The 19,791-nt window shown below is 34.2% G+C and carries 21 protein-coding genes and 1 riboswitch; of the genes, 10 read left to right on the top strand and 11 right to left on the bottom strand.

The features are described 5' to 3' along the window. Window positions 1–26 precede the first annotated feature (26 nt). Window positions 27–881 carry a beta/alpha barrel domain-containing protein gene (locus NLM59_RS06880; protein WP_304417024.1) on the bottom strand — a complete coding sequence of 285 codons (855 nt, stop codon included), beginning with the start codon at window positions 879–881 and terminating at the stop codon, window positions 27–29. A gap of 68 nt (window positions 882–949) precedes the next feature. On the opposite strand from NLM59_RS06880, the gene pepT reads away from it, so the two are divergent. The 3 genes from pepT to NLM59_RS06895 are packed head-to-tail and all read left to right on the top strand — an operon-like array spanning window position 950 to window position 4,221. Continuing rightward, window positions 950–2,194 carry a peptidase T gene (pepT, locus tag NLM59_RS06885; RefSeq protein WP_304417025.1) on the top strand — a complete coding sequence of 415 codons (1,245 nt, stop codon included), beginning with the start codon at window positions 950–952 and terminating at the stop codon, window positions 2,192–2,194. A 4-nt stretch (window positions 2,195–2,198) separates the two neighbouring features. Further along, complete coding sequence (locus NLM59_RS06890) at window positions 2,199–3,473, top strand: cation:proton antiporter domain-containing protein (protein ID WP_304417026.1); 1,275 nt, start codon at window positions 2,199–2,201, stop codon at window positions 3,471–3,473. Next, a complete protein-coding gene (locus NLM59_RS06895) occupies window positions 3,466–4,221 on the top strand; it encodes a M15 family metallopeptidase (protein WP_304417027.1) in 756 nt (251 codons plus the stop codon). The genes NLM59_RS06890 and NLM59_RS06895 overlap by 8 nt, the downstream gene beginning before the upstream one ends. Window positions 4,222–4,298: 77 nt before the next feature. On the opposite strand, the gene NLM59_RS06900 is transcribed toward NLM59_RS06895, so the two are convergent. The 3 genes from NLM59_RS06900 to truA form a co-directional block, all read right to left on the bottom strand. Further along, window positions 4,299–4,724, bottom strand: a complete 426-nt coding sequence (locus NLM59_RS06900) for a hypothetical protein (RefSeq protein ID WP_304417028.1) — start codon at window positions 4,722–4,724, stop codon at window positions 4,299–4,301. A gap of 158 nt (window positions 4,725–4,882) precedes the next feature. Next, window positions 4,883–6,634, bottom strand: a complete 1,752-nt coding sequence (locus NLM59_RS06905; protein ID WP_304417029.1) for an ABC transporter ATP-binding protein — start codon at window positions 6,632–6,634, stop codon at window positions 4,883–4,885. Then, the gene (truA, locus tag NLM59_RS06910) at window positions 6,631–7,374 is read right to left on the bottom strand and encodes a tRNA pseudouridine(38-40) synthase TruA (RefSeq protein ID WP_304417030.1); all 744 of its coding nucleotides are present in this window, start codon (window positions 7,372–7,374) and stop codon (window positions 6,631–6,633) included. The genes NLM59_RS06905 and truA overlap by 4 nt, the downstream gene beginning before the upstream one ends. A 31-nt stretch (window positions 7,375–7,405) precedes the next feature. Between truA and NLM59_RS06915 the strand changes: the two genes are divergently transcribed. Further along, window positions 7,406–7,915, top strand: coding sequence for a metallophosphoesterase family protein (locus NLM59_RS06915; protein ID WP_304417031.1), 510 nt, complete (start codon window positions 7,406–7,408; stop codon window positions 7,913–7,915). On the opposite strand, the gene NLM59_RS06920 is transcribed toward NLM59_RS06915, so the two are convergent. From NLM59_RS06920 to rsfS, 6 genes are all read right to left on the bottom strand, one after another. After that, the gene (locus NLM59_RS06920) at window positions 7,912–8,835 is read right to left on the bottom strand and encodes a ribonuclease Z (RefSeq protein ID WP_304417032.1); all 924 of its coding nucleotides are present in this window, start codon (window positions 8,833–8,835) and stop codon (window positions 7,912–7,914) included. The two genes, NLM59_RS06915 and NLM59_RS06920, sit on opposite strands and share 4 nt — an antisense overlap. Window positions 8,836–8,847: 12 nt before the next feature. Further along, complete coding sequence (locus NLM59_RS06925; RefSeq protein ID WP_304417169.1) at window positions 8,848–9,501, bottom strand: phosphatidylserine decarboxylase family protein; 654 nt, start codon at window positions 9,499–9,501, stop codon at window positions 8,848–8,850. 6 nt (window positions 9,502–9,507) lie between these two features. Next, on the bottom strand, window positions 9,508–10,323 hold the full coding sequence (locus tag NLM59_RS06930) for a phosphatidate cytidylyltransferase (protein WP_304417033.1): 816 nt from the start codon (window positions 10,321–10,323) through the stop codon (window positions 9,508–9,510). A gap of 4 nt (window positions 10,324–10,327) precedes the next feature. Further along, on the bottom strand, window positions 10,328–10,909 hold the full coding sequence (locus NLM59_RS06935) for an LUD domain-containing protein (RefSeq protein WP_304417034.1): 582 nt from the start codon (window positions 10,907–10,909) through the stop codon (window positions 10,328–10,330). Between the two features lie 110 nt (window positions 10,910–11,019). After that, entirely contained in the window at window positions 11,020–13,035 is a 2,016-nt protein-coding gene (gene ftsH / locus NLM59_RS06940; protein ID WP_304417035.1) for an ATP-dependent zinc metalloprotease FtsH, read from the bottom strand. A gap of 18 nt (window positions 13,036–13,053) precedes the next feature. Continuing rightward, the gene (gene rsfS, locus NLM59_RS06945) at window positions 13,054–13,410 is read right to left on the bottom strand and encodes a ribosome silencing factor (protein WP_304417036.1); all 357 of its coding nucleotides are present in this window, start codon (window positions 13,408–13,410) and stop codon (window positions 13,054–13,056) included. An 83-nt stretch (window positions 13,411–13,493) separates the two neighbouring features. On the opposite strand from rsfS, the gene NLM59_RS06950 reads away from it, so the two are divergent. From NLM59_RS06950 to gcvT, 4 genes are read left to right on the top strand one after another with little or no spacing between them, the layout of a single operon-like run. Then, the gene (locus NLM59_RS06950; protein WP_304417037.1) at window positions 13,494–14,231 is read left to right on the top strand and encodes a biotin--[acetyl-CoA-carboxylase] ligase; all 738 of its coding nucleotides are present in this window, start codon (window positions 13,494–13,496) and stop codon (window positions 14,229–14,231) included. 50 nt (window positions 14,232–14,281) lie between these two features. Then, the gene (gene idi, locus NLM59_RS06955; protein WP_304417038.1) at window positions 14,282–14,800 is read left to right on the top strand and encodes an isopentenyl-diphosphate Delta-isomerase; all 519 of its coding nucleotides are present in this window, start codon (window positions 14,282–14,284) and stop codon (window positions 14,798–14,800) included. Next, entirely contained in the window at window positions 14,797–15,204 is a 408-nt protein-coding gene (locus NLM59_RS06960; protein WP_304417039.1) for a 6-pyruvoyl trahydropterin synthase family protein, read from the top strand. The genes idi and NLM59_RS06960 overlap by 4 nt, the downstream gene beginning before the upstream one ends. Before the next feature lie 16 nt (window positions 15,205–15,220). After that, complete coding sequence (gene gcvT, locus NLM59_RS06965) at window positions 15,221–16,297, top strand: glycine cleavage system aminomethyltransferase GcvT (protein ID WP_304417040.1); 1,077 nt, start codon at window positions 15,221–15,223, stop codon at window positions 16,295–16,297. Between the two features lie 206 nt (window positions 16,298–16,503). Here the strand turns inward: gcvT and NLM59_RS06970 are convergent, their stop codons facing one another. Next, window positions 16,504–17,130, bottom strand: coding sequence for a hypothetical protein (locus NLM59_RS06970; RefSeq protein WP_304417041.1), 627 nt, complete (start codon window positions 17,128–17,130; stop codon window positions 16,504–16,506). 81 nt (window positions 17,131–17,211) lie between these two features. On the opposite strand from NLM59_RS06970, the gene speB reads away from it, so the two are divergent. Continuing rightward, a complete protein-coding gene (gene speB, locus NLM59_RS06975) occupies window positions 17,212–18,060 on the top strand; it encodes an agmatinase (protein ID WP_304417042.1) in 849 nt (282 codons plus the stop codon). A 49-nt stretch (window positions 18,061–18,109) separates the two neighbouring features. Next, window positions 18,110–19,117, top strand: a complete 1,008-nt coding sequence (porQ, locus tag NLM59_RS06980; RefSeq protein ID WP_304417043.1) for a type IX secretion system protein PorQ — start codon at window positions 18,110–18,112, stop codon at window positions 19,115–19,117. 468 nt (window positions 19,118–19,585) lie between these two features. Continuing rightward, window positions 19,586–19,777: riboswitch (cobalamin riboswitch) on the top strand. The last annotated feature ends 14 nt before the right edge of the window (window positions 19,778–19,791 follow it).

Consider the following 19,791-nt stretch of genomic DNA (forward strand, 5'->3'; position numbering starts at 1 on the left):
AATGAGCCTAAGAGAAAACCAATGCTTTAAATATTAAACAGTGTTAAGGCTTTATTAAATGCACTTTCGAAGGCCAATAAATCCATATCTGTTTTAAGATTTTTTTGATTCATAAAAGAAATTAATTTCTCCGTAGGCATATTTCCAACCATGTCACTTTTAGACATTGGGCAACCTCCATATCCCTGAATTGCTCCATCAAATTGTCTGCAACCATTTTCGTAAGCTGTATTCACTTTTGGAAACCAAGAATTGTATTCCGTATGGAAATGAGCACCTATTTCAATACCAGGATATTTTGGAATTAAATGACTAAATAGAGCTGCAATATCATCTTCTTTAGCAGCACCAATGGTATCAGAAAGTTTGATGTGTTCTATGCCCATATCAATAAACTGTTGAACATAATTCTCAACCATTTCCGTTGACCATTCCTCGCCATATGGATTACCAAAACCCATAGAAATATAAATCAATGGTTTTTTATCAGTTCCGTCTACGACTTTTAAAATCTTTTTAACTCGCTCTATACCTTCTTCTCTGCTAGCGTTGGTATTATATTGTTGAAATTTTTCCGATACTGAAAAAGGAAATCCTAAATAATGGACGTTTTCAACATCGCAAGCTAATTCTGCACCACGTCGGTTGGCTACAATAACAGAAAGTTTGGTTGAACTCTTGCTTAAATCAAGACTAGAAATAACTTCTTGTGTATCTGCCATTTGAGGAATGGCTTTTGGCGATACAAAGCTACCGCAGTCTAATGTGTTAAAATTTACATCTACTAGAGACTGAATATATTTGATTTTTCGCTCTGTAGGAATAAAAGTTTTGATACCTTGCATGGCATCTCTTGGGCATTCGGTTATAGAAATCATCATTAAATTTAAACTTGTCTAAGATAAAGAATTTTTATATTATTACTTTTGAAAAAAATTAAATTAACGTCATGGAAAAGGAGTGGAAAGATAAGTTATTAAATCGTTTTTTACACTATGCAAAGACATATACGGAGAGTAAACCAGATGTGGAAGAAATCCCAAGCACGCCACAGCAGTGGGATTTAGCGAATTACCTGAAAAAAGAATTAGAAGAAATTGGATTAGAAGATGTTTCTATCGATGATCATGCTTATGTAATGGGTTATTTGCCATCTAATCAAGAAGGAACATTGCCTACAATTGGGTTTATTTCTCATTTTGACACTTCGCCAGATTTTACGGGTAAAGATGTTAAACCACAAATTCATGAAAATTATGACGGTGGAGATATTGTATTAAATGCCGAGAAAGATATTGTTCTTTCGGTTAAAGATTCTCCTGAATTAGCAAGTTTTAAAGGTGAGACTGTTATTACTACAGACGGAACTACTTTATTAGGAGCAGACGATAAAGCAGGAATTGCTGAAATCGTTACAGCTGTTGAATATTTAAAAGCTCACCCAGAAATTCCAAGAGCAAGAATTGCAGTTGGATTTACCCCAGATGAAGAGGTTGGAAAAGGAGCTCATTTGTTTGATGTTGAGAAATTTGGTGCTGAGTGGGCCTATACTATGGACGGAAGTTCAGTAGGAGAGTTAGAGTATGAAAACTTTAATGCAGCAGGTGCTAAAATTACTTTTAAAGGTAAAATGGTTCACCCAGGTTATGCTAAAGGTAAAATGGTAAACGCTATGCATATAGCACGTGAGTTTGCTGAAGCTTTACCTAAAGATGAAGTTCCAGAGAAAACTGACGGCAGACAAGGATTCTTCCACCAACATGATATTTCTGGAGGAGTGGATGAAGTGGTGATGCAAATGATTATTAGAGATCACGATGATGAGAAGTTTGAGAAGAGAAAGAATTTCTTATTAGAACTTGCTCAAAGCATGAATAAAACTTTCGGAGAAGAAAGAGTGATTGTTGAGATTAATGATCAGTACTTTAATATGTATAAACAAATTAAAGATAAAATGCACATCGTAGATCTTGCAAAGCAAGCTATGGAGTCATTAGACATTAAACCAGACATCAAACCTATTAGAGGAGGAACCGATGGTGCGCAATTATCTTATAAAGGATTACCATGTCCAAATATTTTTGCTGGAGGACAAAACTTCCACAGTAGATATGAGTATGTGACTCTTGAGTCTATGGCCAAAGCAACACAAGTGATTGTTAAAATTGCTGAATTAGCGACGAACAAAAAGTAAATAAATGGATGTAGCCTATATCATGGCCGGGATATCCGTCCTGATTATATTTTCCTATTTATTTGATGCTTTTGCGCGTAGAACACAGTTTCCGTCGGTCATCTTACTAATAGCAACAGGTATTGGATTACGCTGGCTGGCGGATGCTACAAATTATCATATTCCATATTTAGATAGAATCATTCCCACTTTTGGAACAATAGGATTAATTCTTATTGTTCTAGAAGGGGCTTTGGAATTAGAAATTAATAAGAAAAAGCGGGGAATCATTATTCAGGGGTTTCTCTCCGCTTTAATTACCCTCTTGCTCACTGCCTTTGGCCTCGCATTTATGTTCCATGAGTGGATGGGAATTCCGTTCTTAGAGAGTTTATTAGATGCGACACCACTAGCTATCATTAGTAGTGCTGTGGCCATCCCGAGTGCAGCTGGGCTTTTAAACAAGGATAAAGAATTTGTGGTTTATGAATCCACATTTTCAGATATTCTTGGTATTGTTTTGTTTTACTTCTTAAAAAGCCATTTAGTCAATGATTCTACTGGTTTAGCTCTAGAAGTACCAAAACTGGTTACTGCAGGATCTTTTATGTCACTGATTTTTGAGATCATTCTGGTGGTTATTATATCACTGGTAGTAACCTATATTTTAATTGAATTGATTGCTAAAATTTCCCACAAGGTTAAATTTTTCTTGATTCTATCCTTGTTGATTTTAGCCTATGTAATTGCTAAGAAATTTCATTTATCAGCTTTAATTATTGTCTTCTTCTTTGGGTTATTTATGTCCAATTCTAGGAACTTGCTTCCCATTCGTTGGCGAAAATATATTAATACAACCAAAGCAGAGGAGGGGCTGCATGAATTCCATATTCTAACAGCAGAGTCTACTTTCTTGATTAGAACAGGATTCTTTTTATTCTTTGGGTTTAATATCACGGTTGACATGTTCTTGTCGGGTGAAACTTATATCTATGGTCTGGCTATTTTAGGTGTAATCCTAGCAGTAAGATTCTTGTATTTAGGAGTTACACAGCCTAAAAAGTTGGTACCAACTGGCTTCATCGCACCGCGCGGATTGATTACCATTTTATTATTTTTAGATCTTCCGATTGAATTTAGCAATAAAATCATCAACGAAAAGGTTTTATTAATTGTAATTTTAGGAAGTATGATTATAATGCTAACAGGTTTATTAATCACCGGTAAAAAGAAAGGAAAGAGTGATGGAGAAGGAGGAGAAAAGGTTAATGTTGATTTTAATACAGTAGGAGATGTCTAATAGTAGAAGAGATTTTATTAAGAAAAGCTTTTTGCTTGGTGTAGCATTGAGCACACCTATGGCTTTATCGGCTATGTTCACTAATCAAGAAGAATTAACTTTTAGTGTAGACGAACTAATGGGAAAAGCTAATCCTAAGATGTTTGGAAATGGATATAAGCTAAGAAAGGAGGTTCATGAAAGTTTAGTGAAACTAACTGCCGCAGCGAAAAAAGATGGTTTTTCGCCTTATGTAGTTTCAAGTTATAGAAATTATAACCACCAAAAGAGAATTTGGGATAATAAGTATATTAAATATACGAGGGAGCAAAAACTGAGCCCAGAAAAAGCGATAGAAAAGATTATTGCTTATAGTACAATTCCCGGGACATCTCGACATCATTGGGGTACTGACTTCGATATTATTGATGGCGCCAAAGGCGTTGCTAATAATCCTTTAAATGAAAAGCATTTCAATAAAGGTGGAGTATATCATGAGTTCAAACTATGGATGAATAAACATGCTGAGGATTTTGGCTTTTATGAAGTTTATACCAATGCTAAAGATAGAAAAGGCTTTAAATATGAGCCTTGGCACTTTAGTTATCTACCTACTTCTTGTGAGATGTTGAGAGAGTATATTAACCAAGGAGTCATCCAAAATATTCAATCCTCAGATATTCAAGGGGCGAAACATATCACTGCTGAATTTTTAGAGAGATATTATAATGAAAATGTTTTAGATATTAATACAGAATTAATTCCTTAAACAAGTAGTTAATATTTGTAAATGAAAAAAGGCTTTCCATTTGGAAAGCCTTTAATTTTTATTCTATTTGCTTAGAATTATAATTGCTCTAATTCAGCTTTAATTTCATTGTAATACGCTTCAGCTTTAGCATACTCTGCATTATCTTTAAAGTTAACTAAAGACTCGCTTAATGAAGTAATGTTAGCTATAGCTTCGTTCATTTCATCAGCATTTCCAGCAGTAGCAGATGCTTTAGCTTTGACAGCTTCGTCATGTAACTTGTTAGCCCACTCTTGTAATTCAGCGTTCTCTAATTGAGGAGCGTCTGTAACTAATGCCTTAGTATCTTCGAAAACTGCGTCTGCACCTTCTGCAAGATCACTTGCTGCATCAGAAATTGCATCACCAGCGTTCTCTGTTGTTTGCTCAACATCGTTAGCCATTTTTTCGTTCGTTTCTTTCTTACAAGATGTAAAAGAAATCATTCCTCCTACAACTGCTAATAATAATACTTTTTTCATAATTAAATAATTTTCAATTTAAATTTATACTACAAATATAAGATTTTTAGTCAAATACTAAATTAAATTTAATGAGCATCGTTTTTGAACTCATTAAGATGATTTAATTCTCGAGAACTAAATGCTCTTAAAATTTGTTAAACGTATTGCTGCATATATTATGCCGTAATTTTAAATTGAGCCTGATGAAGCTTAAAATAATAACCTTCTTTATCAATTAATTCTTCATGTGTGCCTTGCTCAACAATTCTTCCTTTGTCCATGACAATAATTTTATCAGCATTTTGAATTGTAGCTAATCTGTGAGCAATAATTATAGAAGTTCTATTTTGGGTAATCTTCTCTGTGGCTTTCTGTATAAGAGCTTCAGAGACTGTATCAATTGAAGAAGTAGCTTCATCTAATACCAAGATTTGAGGTTGGAAAACATAAGCTCTTAAGAAGGCTAGCAACTGTCTTTGTCCTACAGATAAACTCGATCCACGCTCAGCAACTATATAATCAAAGCCTCCTGGTAAAGCTTCAATAAAAGGTAAAATTTCTATTTCTTTTGCAGCATTTATAACATCTTCTCTTGAAATTGACTCATCATTTAAGGTAATATTATTCAAAATAGAGTCATTAAATAAGAATACATCTTGTAGAACTACCGCAATATGTTGTCTCAAATTAGCTAATTCAAATTCGGTAATATCAGTACCATCAATACAAATAGAACCACTTTTAATATCGTAAAAACGATTTAAAAGGTTGATAATAGTAGATTTACCAGCACCAGTAGAGCCAACGATTGCAATGGTCTCACCTTGTTTAGCAGAGAATGAAACATCTTTTAAAACCTCTTCACCTTCTACATATTCGAAATATACATTCTTAAAATCAATATCTCCTTTTACATTATCAAAGGCAAGTTTACCATGATCTGGTAGCTTTTCATCTTGATCCATCATCTTAAAGACGCGCTCAGAACTAACCAAACCTCTTTGTAAGTTGTTATAGCGTTCTGCAATTTGACGAATTGGACGCACTAGCATTGGGATAAACATAATGAAGGCAATCACTTGTCCTGCGGATACATCCGTGAAGTGAATAGCACTATAACCACCCATTATAATTACTAATCCAAGAGCCAAGGCCGAAACAACTTCAACTATAGGGAAAAGTAACGAGAAATAGAAAACGGTGGCTAAATAAGCTCTTCTTAAGCTTCTATTAATTCCTTCAAACTTTTCAAATTCAGCTTCTTCACGATTAAAGAGTTGAATAATTTTCATTCCACTTAATCGCTCTTGAACAAAACCATTGAAAATGGCCGTTTGAGTCCTCTCTTCAGAGAAGGTTCTTTTAATAGATTTTTGAAAGATGTTGGTAATAATAACCATCAAAGGCAAAATTACAATTACAACCAAAGCTAACTTCCAATTGGTTAGGAACATGGCCGCAACAATGAAGACAATCTTTAGTAAATCACCTAGGATGACGAGAATTCCATCAGTAAAAACCTGAGAAACCGTTTCAATATCGGAAACCGAGCGAGTTACTAGGGTTCCATTAGGAGTTCTATCAAAGAAACTTAGCTTAAACTGTACAATCTGATCGAACAATTGCACCCGAATTTTCTCAATTACCGTCTGTGCAATAATATTGGACAGAAGGATGAAGTAATATTGTAGGATAATTTCCGCGATGAGTAATCCTACTAAAATAAATGATAATCTTACTAAAAGTTCGTAGTTCTGAGGCTTAATATATTGATCTACAGCATCACCTACAAGAATAGGTCGTAAAGAAGAAAGCAGTGCTAAAGCAAGACCAATACCAACAACAATGTAAAACAATTTCTTGTTTTCCATTCCTATTTTAATCAATCTCTTGAACTCTGATAAATTAAATTTCGACTCTTTCTTCATAAATATAAATCTTTCGGATAAGCCACATGTGTTAAAAATAGACCATGTGCCGGTGCCGAAGCAGCTGCAAATTTACGGTCTTTTTTCTCTATTATATCAATAAACTCTTCTAAGCTTGTTTTTCCTTTTCCTACCTCGACTAAAGTTCCAACTACAGAACGAACCATATTTCGTAGAAATCGATCTGCAGTAATTTCAAATTTTAAATTTCCGCTTTCTTCTGACCAAACAGCATACCGTACATCACAAATATTAGTCTTATTATCTGTATGAAGACGAGCAAAACTTGTGAAATCATCATATTTTAATAACAAATCAGCTGCTTGATTCATTTTATTAATATCTAAGACTTCATAATTCCAATGCCAACTTAGATCTGTTTTAAATGGATCTTTCTGATAATTAATATAATAATGATAGGTTCTTTCGGTTGCATCAAATCTTGCGTGAGCCTCAGGTTTCATCTTTTGAAGAGAATGCACAGCGATATCTTGAGGTAGAAAAGAATTTAATCGATAAATAAATTTATCGATATCTTCAATTTCTGAATCAAAATGAGCAACCATAGATTTTGCATGAACACCCGCATCCGTACGTCCAGCACCCACTAACTTGGTTTCGTTGCCCAATAATTTACTCATTCTGTCTTCCAAAACTTCTTGAACCGTGATGGCATTCGGTTGAATTTGCCAACCATGATAAGAAGTTCCTTGATAAGAAAAGCCTAGAAAATATCTCAATTGCTTAATTTTATACAAAAGTAAGAAACCTATGACTAAAATTTTGCTTCTGTCCGATACACATAGCTATATGGATGATAGAATCTTGAAATATGCATCCGAAGCTGACGAGATTTGGCATGCAGGTGACATTGGAGAAATTAAGGTAGCAGATGCGCTGCAAGCCATTAAACCCCTAAGAGCGGTCTATGGAAATATAGATGATGCCGAAGTAAGAGGTGAATTTCCATTAAATAATATTTTTACTGTGGACGGTGTAAAAGTTGTGATTACCCACATTGGTGGTTATCCAGGGAAATACAATGCTCGCGTGAAAGAGTTGTTATTAACTGAAAAACCCAAATTATATATATGTGGACATTCACATATTTTAAAAGTAATGCATGATAAAAAGTTAAATTTACTACATATGAATCCAGGAGCTGCTGGAATACATGGATTTCATCAAATTCGAACCATGCTTAGGTTTAGTCTAGACAATGGTAAAATTGATAATTTGGAAGTTATTGAATTAGGAAAAAGAGGGCAGAGGACTGATTAATTCCTTTTAACTTCTACGATTTCTAGATTCTTCGGCAGATAAGTTTTTGGGAAAACCTTTCTGGCTTCATCTAATAGAATAGTTAAATCAGTATAACGATTAGAGAAATGTCCCATAATTAATTTACCCACATTAGCTTTTTTGGCAATGGTTGCCGCTTGTTCGGCGGTGGAATGACCTGTTTTATAGGCAAGATCGCCTAATGATTTGTCGAAAGTTGTTTCGTGATAGAGCAAATCTACTCCTTTAATAATATCAATTAAATCTTCTTTATATCTTGTGTCTGAACAAAATGCATAAGAAAGAGGTTCTTCTTGTGGAAAGGTTAGCACATCGTTTGGAATTATTTCTCCCGAACTTAAAACAAAATCTTTTCCTTTTTTAAGATTAAAATAATCACAAGTTTCAATTTCAGGATAAGCTTGAATAGCCTCAATGTTTAAATTTTTTAAACGTGGTTTTTCCTTTACCAAATAGCCATTACAATAAATTCTATGGTCCAAAGGAATGTTATAAACCTCTAATTTGTTGTCCTCAAATATCAACCTAGAATCCTTATGACTCAATTCGTGGAAAATGATTTCATAACTGCATTTAGATTGAGTATGTTTCAATTGATTTAAGATAAAGTCCTTAATCCCTTCTGGGCCAAAAATATTAAGTGGCTTAATTTTGCCCATCAATTGCATGGTTGATATAAAACCAATTAATCCAAAAACATGATCTCCATGTAAATGAGAAATAAAAATATGGTTGATTTTAGAGAATTTGGCTCTAGCACGTCTTAATTGAACTTGAGTTCCTTCACCACAATCAATAAGAATAAATCTTTCGTTTACGTTCAATAATTGCGCGGTAGGATGAGAATCCACCTTGGGGGTTGCTGAATTATAGCCTAATATGGTAAGCTGTATACTCAAGAGTATTTGGGTTTATTCCTTAAGTTTTGCAATAATATCTACTGCACCTTTCGTCTTGTCACCTAATTTACATAAAATTTCTGCATCTAATGGTAAGAAAACATCTAAACGAGATCCGAATTTAATAAATCCATACTCAGTTCCTGCTACGGCCTTATCTCCTGGTTTTGCATATAAAACAATTCGTCTAGCTAAAGCTCCAGCAATTTGTCTGAATAAAACCTCTGTTCCATTCACTGCTTTAACCACAGTGGTTGTACGTTCATTTAATTCAGAAGACTTTGGATGAAAAGCTACTAAATATTTACCTGGATGATATTTGGTATAGGTTACTTCTCCGGCTACTGGATATCTACACACATGAACATTTAATGGGCTCATGAAGATAGAAACTTGCATCACTTCTTTCTTTAAATATTCTTTCTCGAATACTTTTTCAATCACAACTACTTTTCCGTCTACGGGAGCTACGATTTCTAGCGCTTCGGACTTAGCTTCGCGTAATGGGTTTCTAAAAAACCAAACCACAAAACCAAAGAAGATTGTCAAGGCAGCAATAGCTATATATGATAGGGTAGAACCATTTAAATATAATGGGATACTAGCAGCGACTAATAATACAAAGCCAATAATTAAAATCCAAGTTCCTTCTTTATGTAACTTTATCATATTTTAAATAAATAAAAAGTAAATATATAGGGCAATAGCTGATGGTAGAAAGCTATCTAATCTATCTAAAAATCCACCATGACCAGGCAATAAATTACCACTGTCTTTAACACCAAAAACGCGTTTTAGTTTTGATTCTGCTAAGTCACCTAAAGGTGCAACAATAGCAATAATAATGGCAATAATTATCCAATTTCCTCTTAGGTTCGGAAAGTTGTAATTGATAATAGCACCTGCAACAATTGTAAAGAACATTCCACCAATTAAGCCTTCTACTGTTTTGTTTTCTGATATAGAACTTAGTTTTCTCGAACCAAAGTATTTACCGGTTAGATAGGCAAAAGTATCACTACACCATAATAAAATGAAAACACCAATGAGCGAATTTAACATTTCAAAGTTACCTACCTCGAATTTTTTAACCGTTGATAAAACCAAAGAAAAGGGTAGTGCAACATAGACCACACTGAAAATTAGTTTAGATGAATCAAAAGCTAACTCAACAGGTCTTTTAAAAATTATAACCAATGCAATAATAAATAATAAAGGTGGTAAAAAATTAACAAACCTTACATCAAACATACCCGTAGAGTACCAAAACTTCTCGGCATAGTTATAAAATAAATATCCTGAAACTAGTACAGTTCCTAGGATATAAAGTTTATTGTCAAATTGAAGCAATTGAATTAATTCCCATAAACAAAGTGCTAAAAAAAGCCCCAAGAGAATTAATAAACTCAATGGAGAATAGAGAGATGCAAATACGATCGCTGCGATATAGGCAAATCCAAAAATAGCACGGGTTACAATGTTGGGCATAGTCTTATTCTACAATCAACAAATATATGTTTTTTGTAGATATTTTACCATTCATTGGGTTGGCATCTACACCACCTATGGAAGTAATTCCACTCGGAAGGTTATTCATTTTGGTTCTATTAAGTATTTGCATCGCCTCACTTAGATTATCTACAATCTGGCTGTGATGGGCGTATACAATGAAATTATCTGGTAATTCAGATATTTTTCTACCACCTGTTTTATCAGATGATAGCATAATTGAACCATTGTAAGAAATTAAACTTTCACAATGAATAAAATTGAAGTCAGCTGTGGCCGAAGGGTAATTGATATAATTTGCCCCAACCATGGTCAGCATTTTTTGTAAAGAATCATCAAAGCAAATAAATCTACTGATGTGTTCTTGTTCAATAATTTGTTTTAAATAATATAAAACCTCTTGTTTGTTCTCACAATAAAGAAAATGACCACCTGCTTCACTAAAAAATTTAGCAAATTTTTCATCCAAGGGAAGCTCAACAGGATAAGATAAGTCGATATCCTCGTCGTCGTCTTCTTGTTCTGGTTGAAACAATTCCTTTATTTTACTCCACAAATTGGTCATATAAAATATTTACTAAAATAACTTAAAAAAAGCTATAAATACAAATCTATTTTAACATAAGAAGTTTGCGTTCAAATATATAGAATATTTAAACGCAAATTATCTTTAATTTATACTTCTTTAGAAGGAATAGACTCTATATTTTCTTCTTCAGTTTCCGCAGCTGAGTCAACTTTCTTTTGATCTTCTAGCTCAGCTTGCTTTGTTATGGTGTTCATTTCATCGTCAAACTCTCTCTTACCAAAGATTTTTTCTAAATCTTCTCTAAAGATAACTTCCTCTTCCAGTAATTTCTCGGCTAGTAAAGTCAACTTATCCTTATTGGCTGATAGTAATTCAACACTTCTTGTATATTGCTCGTCGATGATTCTTCTAATCTCTTCGTCAATCTTTTCTGCAGTTTTCTCAGAATATGGTTTAGAAAACGCATAGTCATTTTGTCCTGAACTGTCATAATAAGAGATATGTCCAACTCTTGGGCTTAAACCATAGATAGTTACCATCGCTCTCGATTGTTTGAAGGCTCTTTCAAGGTCGTTTTGTGCCCCGGTTGAATAATCCTTACCGAACATAACTTCCTCTGCAGCTCTACCACCTAATAAGGCACACATTTCGTCTAACATTTGACTCTCTGTGGTAATCTGTCTTTCTTCTGGTAAATACCATGCAGCACCTAAAGATCTTCCTCGTGGAACAATAGTTACCTTAACTAGAGGAGAAGCATGTTCTAACAACCAGCTACTAGTAGCATGTCCAGCCTCATGGAAAGCAATTCTTCTTTTCTCTTTTGGCTTGATTAATTTACCTTTTTTCTCTAATCCACCAATAATTCTATCAACGGCATCTAAGAAATCTTGTCTATCAATAGCGTCTTTACCTTTTCTAGCAGCGATTAGGGCAGCCTCATTACAAATGTTTGCAATATCAGCACCACTGAATCCAGGAGTTTGTCTTGCAAGGAATTCTAAGTCTAATGTTTCCTTTATTTTTAAATTCTTGGTGTGAACTTTAAAAATCTCTTTTCTTTCGTGAATTTCTGGTAAATCAACATAAATTCTACGATCAAAACGTCCTGCACGCATTAAGGCAGAGTCTAAGATATCTGCACGGTTGGTTGCCGCCATTACAATTACGTTGGTATCAGTATCAAATCCGTCCATTTCGGTTAGTAGTTGGTTCAACGTGTTTTCACGCTCGTCATTACCACCTGTCATGTTGTTTTTACCTCTAGCTCTACCAATCGCATCAATCTCATCGATAAAGATAATAGATGGTGATTTTTCTTTTGCATTCTTAAATAAATCACGAACACGAGAAGCTCCAACACCTACAAACATTTCTACGAAATCAGATCCTGATAATGAGAAGAAAGGAACTTGCGCCTCACCAGCAACAGCTTTAGCAAGTAAAGTTTTACCTGTACCTGGAGGTCCTATAAGTAAAGCACCCTTTGGAATCTTACCACCTAAACGTGTATATTTTTCAGGGCTTTTAAGGAATTGAACGATTTCTTCAACTTCCTCTTTGGCTCCTTCTAGTCCAGCAACATCCTTAAATGAAACTTTAACCTGAGAATTCTCGTCGTATAATTTAGCTTTTGATTTTCCGATGTTGAAAATTTGTCCACCACCGCCGGCGCCACCTCCAGACATTCTTCTGAAAATAAAATACCAAAGCAAACCAAGTAGGGCTACCCAAATTAAAATTTGGAATAAAATCTCAACGAAAACATTGTTTTCAGTTAATTCCATTGTAACCTCAGAGGTAGCTTCTTTTGGTAATCTATCGTATTTATCAAAAAATACAGTTTGATTAGCAACCTTAAAGGTCATGTTGGGAGTTGCTCCCGTTAGGTTAGGGTTTTGCTTTAAGTTTTTAAATTCATCTTTCTGTAATGCTTCATCAGTTAAGAAAACAGAAACTCTATCCGCATCCTTATCAAACACGAAGTTCTGCACATAACCTTCTTCTACATATTTAAAGAAATCTCTTTCTTGAATTTCTTTTCCTGAGCCGTTCATACCGCCACTCATAATAAAGAACCAACCAGCTAAAAATAGGGCAATAGCCGTATAAAGCCAATTTAGATTAAATGACGGTTTATTATTTTTTTTCTTTTGTGTCAATTTGTGATTTTTATAAGGTTAAGCAGAAATTAATTTGGCATCTCCCCACATACTTTCTAGATCATAGAATTCGCGGATACCTTTCAAGAAGACATGCACTACCACATTACCGTAATCCATTAGTACCCATTGGGCATTTTGATTACCTTCGGTATGCAATGGTCTTTCCTTTATTTCATTTCTAACTTTCTTCTCTACGTTTGAAGCAATAGCCGAGACTTGTGTCGTCGAATTACCACTACAGATAATAAAAAATTCGCTGACAGCATTGTCTATCTCCCTTAAATCGAGGATAGTAATGTTCTCAGCTTTCATATCATCGATACTGTTAACAATAGTTTCTACTAATTTATTAGAGTTGGATTTTTCAATCATTCAATATTATTTAATTTTGGACTTACAAAAATAGTAATTTTAAGCTTAATCATAATTGCTATTTAGCTGCAATCATATTAAATATGTTAAAAAAACTCAATTTCTTGCATTTTGAATCCTTGGGTTCAACTAATCAAAAGCTATACCAACTGACGGAAAATAATGTGCCATCTTGGACTGTTGTTAGTGCTGATAAACAATCTTCTGGTAAGGGTTATGCTAATAATGTTTGGCTATCAGAAGATTATAAAAATGCAACCTTTAGTTTTCTTCTAAGATATCCATTTCAGGTGCAAGAAGAATTAGCAATATTTAACATGTGGATTTCTACTGAAATAACCCGCTTTTTGTCAAATTGGCAGATAGAGGCACAAGTAAAATGGCCTAACGATATAATTTTAAATAATAAAAAAATTGCAGGTATTTTAATTGAAACAAAATTAACCGGTGATAAAACCAAATTTTGTGTAATAGGCTTGGGGATAAATATCAATCAAGTCGACTTTGGGGAATTAGAGCACGTTAGTTCTTTAGAGCTTGAGAACAAGGTACTTGATTTTGATGTTCAGGAGTTTATTAAAGATTTAATGCTTCATTTTTATGATAACTTCTATAAAATGGAGACCAAGCAATTTGATTTAATTTACGATACCTATAATAATCAATTGTTTAAAAAAGGAAAGGTTTCTGTATTTGAGATTAATAATCAAAAAATGAATGGAATTATTCAATATGTAAACAGAGAAGGAAACCTAGTGGTAGATTTGGAAGATAGAGGTGAAAAGACTTTTAGACATAAGGAGATAAAACTTCTTTACTAAATTACTTTTGATTTCATAATTGTGGATAATAATCGTAATTTTGAAACACTATGGTAGAGAAAGAAAATGTTGTTCTAATTACAGAGCAAGATGAGCCAATTGGCCTTATGGAAAAACAGGAAGCTCATGTAGCAGGGGTGTTGCATCGAGCTTTTTCGGTATTTATTTTTAATGATAAAGGTGAATTGTTAATCCAACAGAGAGCTTTTGAAAAATATCATACCCCTGGAAAATGGACCAATACATGTTGTAGTCATCCACGCGATGGAGAGACTTATGAAGAGGGAGCGATTAGAAGATTGCAAGAAGAAATGGGGTTCACTTGTCCTATAGAATATCAATTTAATTTTATTTACAAAGCTGATGTAGGTCAGGGGCTTACGGAGCATGAGTTAGACTATGTCTTTAAGGGTGTTTATAACGAAGAACCTGTTATTAATCCTGAAGAAGTAGCTGCATATAAATGGATTGACTTCGATGAATTACAACAAGATGTTCAAAATAATCCAGAGGAATACACACCTTGGTTTAGAATTATACTTAAAGAATATTTAGCCCACCTATCATGACAGTAACTGTTCATAGAAAATCTCATTTCAACGCAGCTCATCGATTGCATAGAAAAGATTGGGATGATGAAAAAAATAGAGAAGTTTTTGGTAAATGTGCACTGCCCAATTTTCATGGGCACAATTATGATTTGACTGTAAGTGTAACAGGGGAAATAGATCCAGCAACAGGTTTTGTAATTAATCTAGATGATTTAAAACAGATCATTAAAGATGAAGTAGAGGATTACTTAGACCATAAAAATTTGAATTTAGATATTCCTGAGTTTAAAGACTTAAACCCTACGGCCGAGAATATCGTTGTGCTTATTTGGAATCGAATCCGAAAGCATTTAAGCGACGACAAACAATTAGAAGTAACTTTATATGAAACACCACGAAACTTTGTAACATATCGTGGATAAATTAAACAATTAAACAATGAAATTAACTGCATTAAATCAAACGCATAAAGACTTAGGGGCTAAGATGCTTCCTTACGCTGGTTTTGAAATGCCAATTCAGTACGCAGGTGTGAATCATGAACACATGGCGGTTCGTGAAGGTGTTGGTGTATTTGACGTAAGTCACATGGGACAATTTAGGTTTACAGGAGAAAAAGCCGAAGAATTACTTCAAATGCTTTGCACCAATGATGTAACTAAATTACAACCTAACAAAGCTCAGTACACTTGCTTTTTAAATGAAGAGGGAGGAATTATCGATGATCTTATTCTTTACCAAATTGCGGATCAAGACTATTTAGCGGTAGTGAATGCTGGATGTTTGGATAAAGACTGGGAGTGGGTAAATAAGCAAAACAAAATTGGAGCTAAAATAGAAGATCAAAGTGATGCGACTTCGGTATTGGCAATTCAAGGTCCTAAAGCGTTGGAGTCAATGCAGAGTTTAACTGATGTTGATTTAGCAAGCATTAAATTCTATAATATTGTTGTAGGTGAATTTGCTGGTGTTCAAAACGTTATCATTTCTGCAACGGGTTATACAGGTTCAGGTGGTTTTGAGCTTTATTTCGATGCCAAAGATTCAGAAAAGATTTGGAATGCAGTTTTCGAAGCAGGAAAGGATTACGGAATCGAGCCTTGTGGTTTAGCTTCTCGTGATACGTTGAGATTAGAAAAAGGTTATTGTCTATACGGAAATGACATCAATGAAGAAACTACTCCATTAGAAGCTGGTCTAGGTTGGGTTACTAAATTAGATACTGAGTTTATTGGAGCAGATGCTTTAAGAAAACAAAAAGAAGAAGGTTTAAAACGTAAGTTAATAGCCTTTAAAATGGTAGACAAAGGAATTCCTCGTCAAGGCTATGATATCGTAGATGCTGATGGAAATGAAATCGGAAATGTTACCTCTGGTACGCAATCTCCTATATTAAAAGAGGGAATCGGAATGGGCTATGTTGCTACAGATTTCTCTAAAGTTGGATCTGAGATATTTATTCAAATTAGAAAGAAAACTGTTAAGGCAGAAGTAGTTAAGACGCCTTTTGTATAAGTAAATAGATAATTAAAATTTTAAAATCTACTTGATTAATTTCAGGTAGATTTTTTTTGTTTTAAATATCAATGGAGAATATAATTAAAGACTTAATTGCTTTAGAAGTCTACTTAAAATCGTAACAAATCTCAATTTTAAGGCAAAAAAAAAATCCGAGTAAAAACTCCGGATAGCATAAAATAAATATAAAAAAGTTTAGTGTCCTAGGCGATGGGTGGCCGTAGGATTGCCGTCAGACATTCAAACTCATAAAGTTCAGCGTTGTCCGAAAAACGCTCTACGTTAAGTAAAACACTATAAATTGGTATAATATAGTCAGATTGAAAATCAGTGAATTGCATACGCAATACCTCACTGATCATGATTCCACCAGAAACATCTTTTGGTAATGTAGAGACAACTGTTTTGTTTTTCTCATTATCCTTATTTCCAAAGGTTAAACCTTCGGTGTTAATGTGTCTTACGGGTAAATCATTTTTAATTTTATTCTCTTTTTTAGAGGCTATAATTTCTTCACTCAATGGAGGAAGATGATGCGCTGCAAATTGCTCTGCATAGCGACCTTCAACTTTTAAATCTTTAGAATCAATTTTTAATGCTGAATTAGATTTAAAATTCTTAAGTACAGTGATTTTCTGTGAATCATCATTTTGAATAGAAATAATTCCTTTTCCTTTGATTTCATCAGTTGCGATGATCACCTCTTGATTCTTAATTGTAATGCTCGTGCCTTCGCCAATGCTCAGTCCATCACCTATATGTATCTGCGCATATGCTCCTGTAGAACACAAGAACATAAGAAATACAAGTAATATGTGATGATTACGCATAAACATACCTTACAAAAATAGTCAATTTTTTGGTCGAAACTCAAATAATTTCCATTAATTTCGCGTATTAAATAAATGTACATGAGAATATTTGCTAGTGTTGAAGAAGAATATGGTCAATATGACAATGCAAAAGTTGTATTAATTCCAGTTCCATATGATGGAACATCTACTTGGTTGAAAGGCGCTGATAAAGGGCCAGAGGCTTTCTTAGAGGCTGCCGACAATATGGAGATTTATGATATTGAAACTAAATCTGAACCATATAAAATGGGAATCTTTTTAGATGATCCCGTATCTGAAGATTCTTCACCAGAAGCTATGACAGATGCAGTGCATCAACGAGTTGCTAAGTACTTAAAAGATGAAAAAGTGGTTACCTTATTCGGTGGCGAGCACTCTATTTCAATCGGAAGTATTAGAGCTTTTGGAGATAAATATAAGGACTTAACAGTTCTTCAGTTAGATGCACACACAGATCTTCGCCCTGAATATCACGGAAGTAAATGTAATCATGCTTGTGCGGTTTTTGAAGCGAATGAAAAGCATCATTTGGTGCAAGTTGGAATCAGAAGTATGGATACTGAGGAAGTTCAATACCTGAAAGAGGACAATGTGTTTTTTGCTCATGACATTGCTGAGAATAAGAATTGGATAGAAGATGTTTATAATAAATTAGGCGACAACCCGATTTACATCACTATTGATTTAGATGCATTTGATCCTTCTATTTGTCCATCTACTGGAACGCCAGAGCCAGGAGGTTTGGAGTGGTATCCAACTTTAAAATTGTTGAAAAAAGTTATACAAACTAAGAATGTGGTTGGATTTGATATTGTTGAATTGATGCCAAACGAAAACGAAAGATCTTCGGATTTCTTAGCAGCGAAATTATATTATAAAATGTTGGCTTACTTATACACAAAATAAATCCTTATCCTATTATACGAAAAGTCATCATATTTAGTTTTAATAACTGATGTATAGATTCAGTATTGCTTTCTGTTTTACATTCGGCATGTTGCTACACGTTGCAGCGCAAGATGGTACACGTGTGTACGAATTCTTGAATATTACCACCTCACCACGTCAGGCGGCCTTGGGTGGAAATGCACAATCTATGTGGGATTCTGATCCTAATATGAGCTTGTGGAATCCTGCCTTGATGAACCCAGAAACACATTCTAAGTTAGCAATTAATTACGTTAATTATTTAACTGATATACAATCGGGTACGGCGTCTTATGTGTATCAATACAATAAGCGAAATTTTTTCTCAATTCACGGGCAATATGTGGACTATGGAGAATTTATTGCTGCTGATGAAATAGGAAATGTAACCGGTGATTTTAATGCTAAAGATGCGGCGATCACCTTAGGATATGCACATAATCTAAATGACTTTTTTACAGTAGGAGCCAACCTTAAATACATCCACTCGCAGATTGAATCTTATACCAGTTATGCGGCGGCAATGGATTTAGGAGTTGTTTTTCATGATATAGACTACGATACCAATGTTGCGCTTTCTATACGTAACATTGGTACCCAGTTTAAACCTTATGATAATTTAAAAGAGCCTTTGCCTATTCAAGTTAATTTGGGTATTTCTCATAAATTAGAACATGTGCCATTAGAGGTTACGGCAACTTTACATGACCTACAGAAATTTGATATTTCCGAGCAATATAAAGAGGATGGAAGAGAAGTATCGAAAATGCGAAAAGCAATCGATCACCTTTCATTAGGAGCAGAGTTTTTTCCTCAAGCTGGATTTAATCTTAGATTTGGATATAATTTCAAAAGAGGAAATGAGTTGAGTACAGATGCCACTAAGAATTTCTCTGGTTTCACTGCAGGCTTTGGACTTAGAATTAGCTCGTTTAGACTTGAATATGCACACGCACAATATCATTCATCTTCTAATACCGATCATTTTGGGTTAATCATCGATTTAGAAAACTTCCTTCAGCCTAGATATTATTAAAGTGCCTAAAATCAGTTTGTTGGATAATCTTCAGGTGGAATGATTTGCAACATTTCGTTGGTTACCATCACGGCATATTTTTATAATAATTCTTCAATTCTATCTTGTTCTTTAGACTTAAAGAGCATTTCTACATGATAGGGTTTCTGTGTCTTTAATAAACTAAGAGTGAAATGCACAGTGCTTTAATCCAAATTTGATTATTAAATTATTATTAAATTCAATCAAGTCTTTGGTTTCCTTAAGTTTAAGATCCATAGATGCTGTCATGAAAATGCCAACTTTTGAGGAACAGCCATAGGTAGATTCTCGTACTTAGATGCGCAAGAGAATAGAACTTATCTGTTGAACACAAGAGAATCAACATGGTAAATATCGCCAGGACGGAATTTCATTTGATAGAAGAAGTTTCTTTAAAAGCTTGACTTTAATTTTAAAATTAAATGCTCTAAAATTAGATTAATATGTTTAATTTTGTCGCCGAATGGTGTTCCGGTTTAAAGTCGGAATGAAAAGGGAAAGCGGTTAAATTCCGCTGCTGTACCCGCAACTGTAAGTTTTATTAAGGTAAATCATTCAAGCCACTGAACAGCTCAAACGTTTGGGAAGGCCGATTTATCAAAAACAAGCCAGGAGACCTGCCATATTATGTATAAATAACCTTCGGGAAAAAA

The sequence above is a fragment of the Profundicola chukchiensis genome (assembly GCF_029664245.1).
GTDB classification, from domain to species: domain Bacteria; phylum Bacteroidota; class Bacteroidia; order Flavobacteriales; family Weeksellaceae; genus Profundicola; species Profundicola chukchiensis.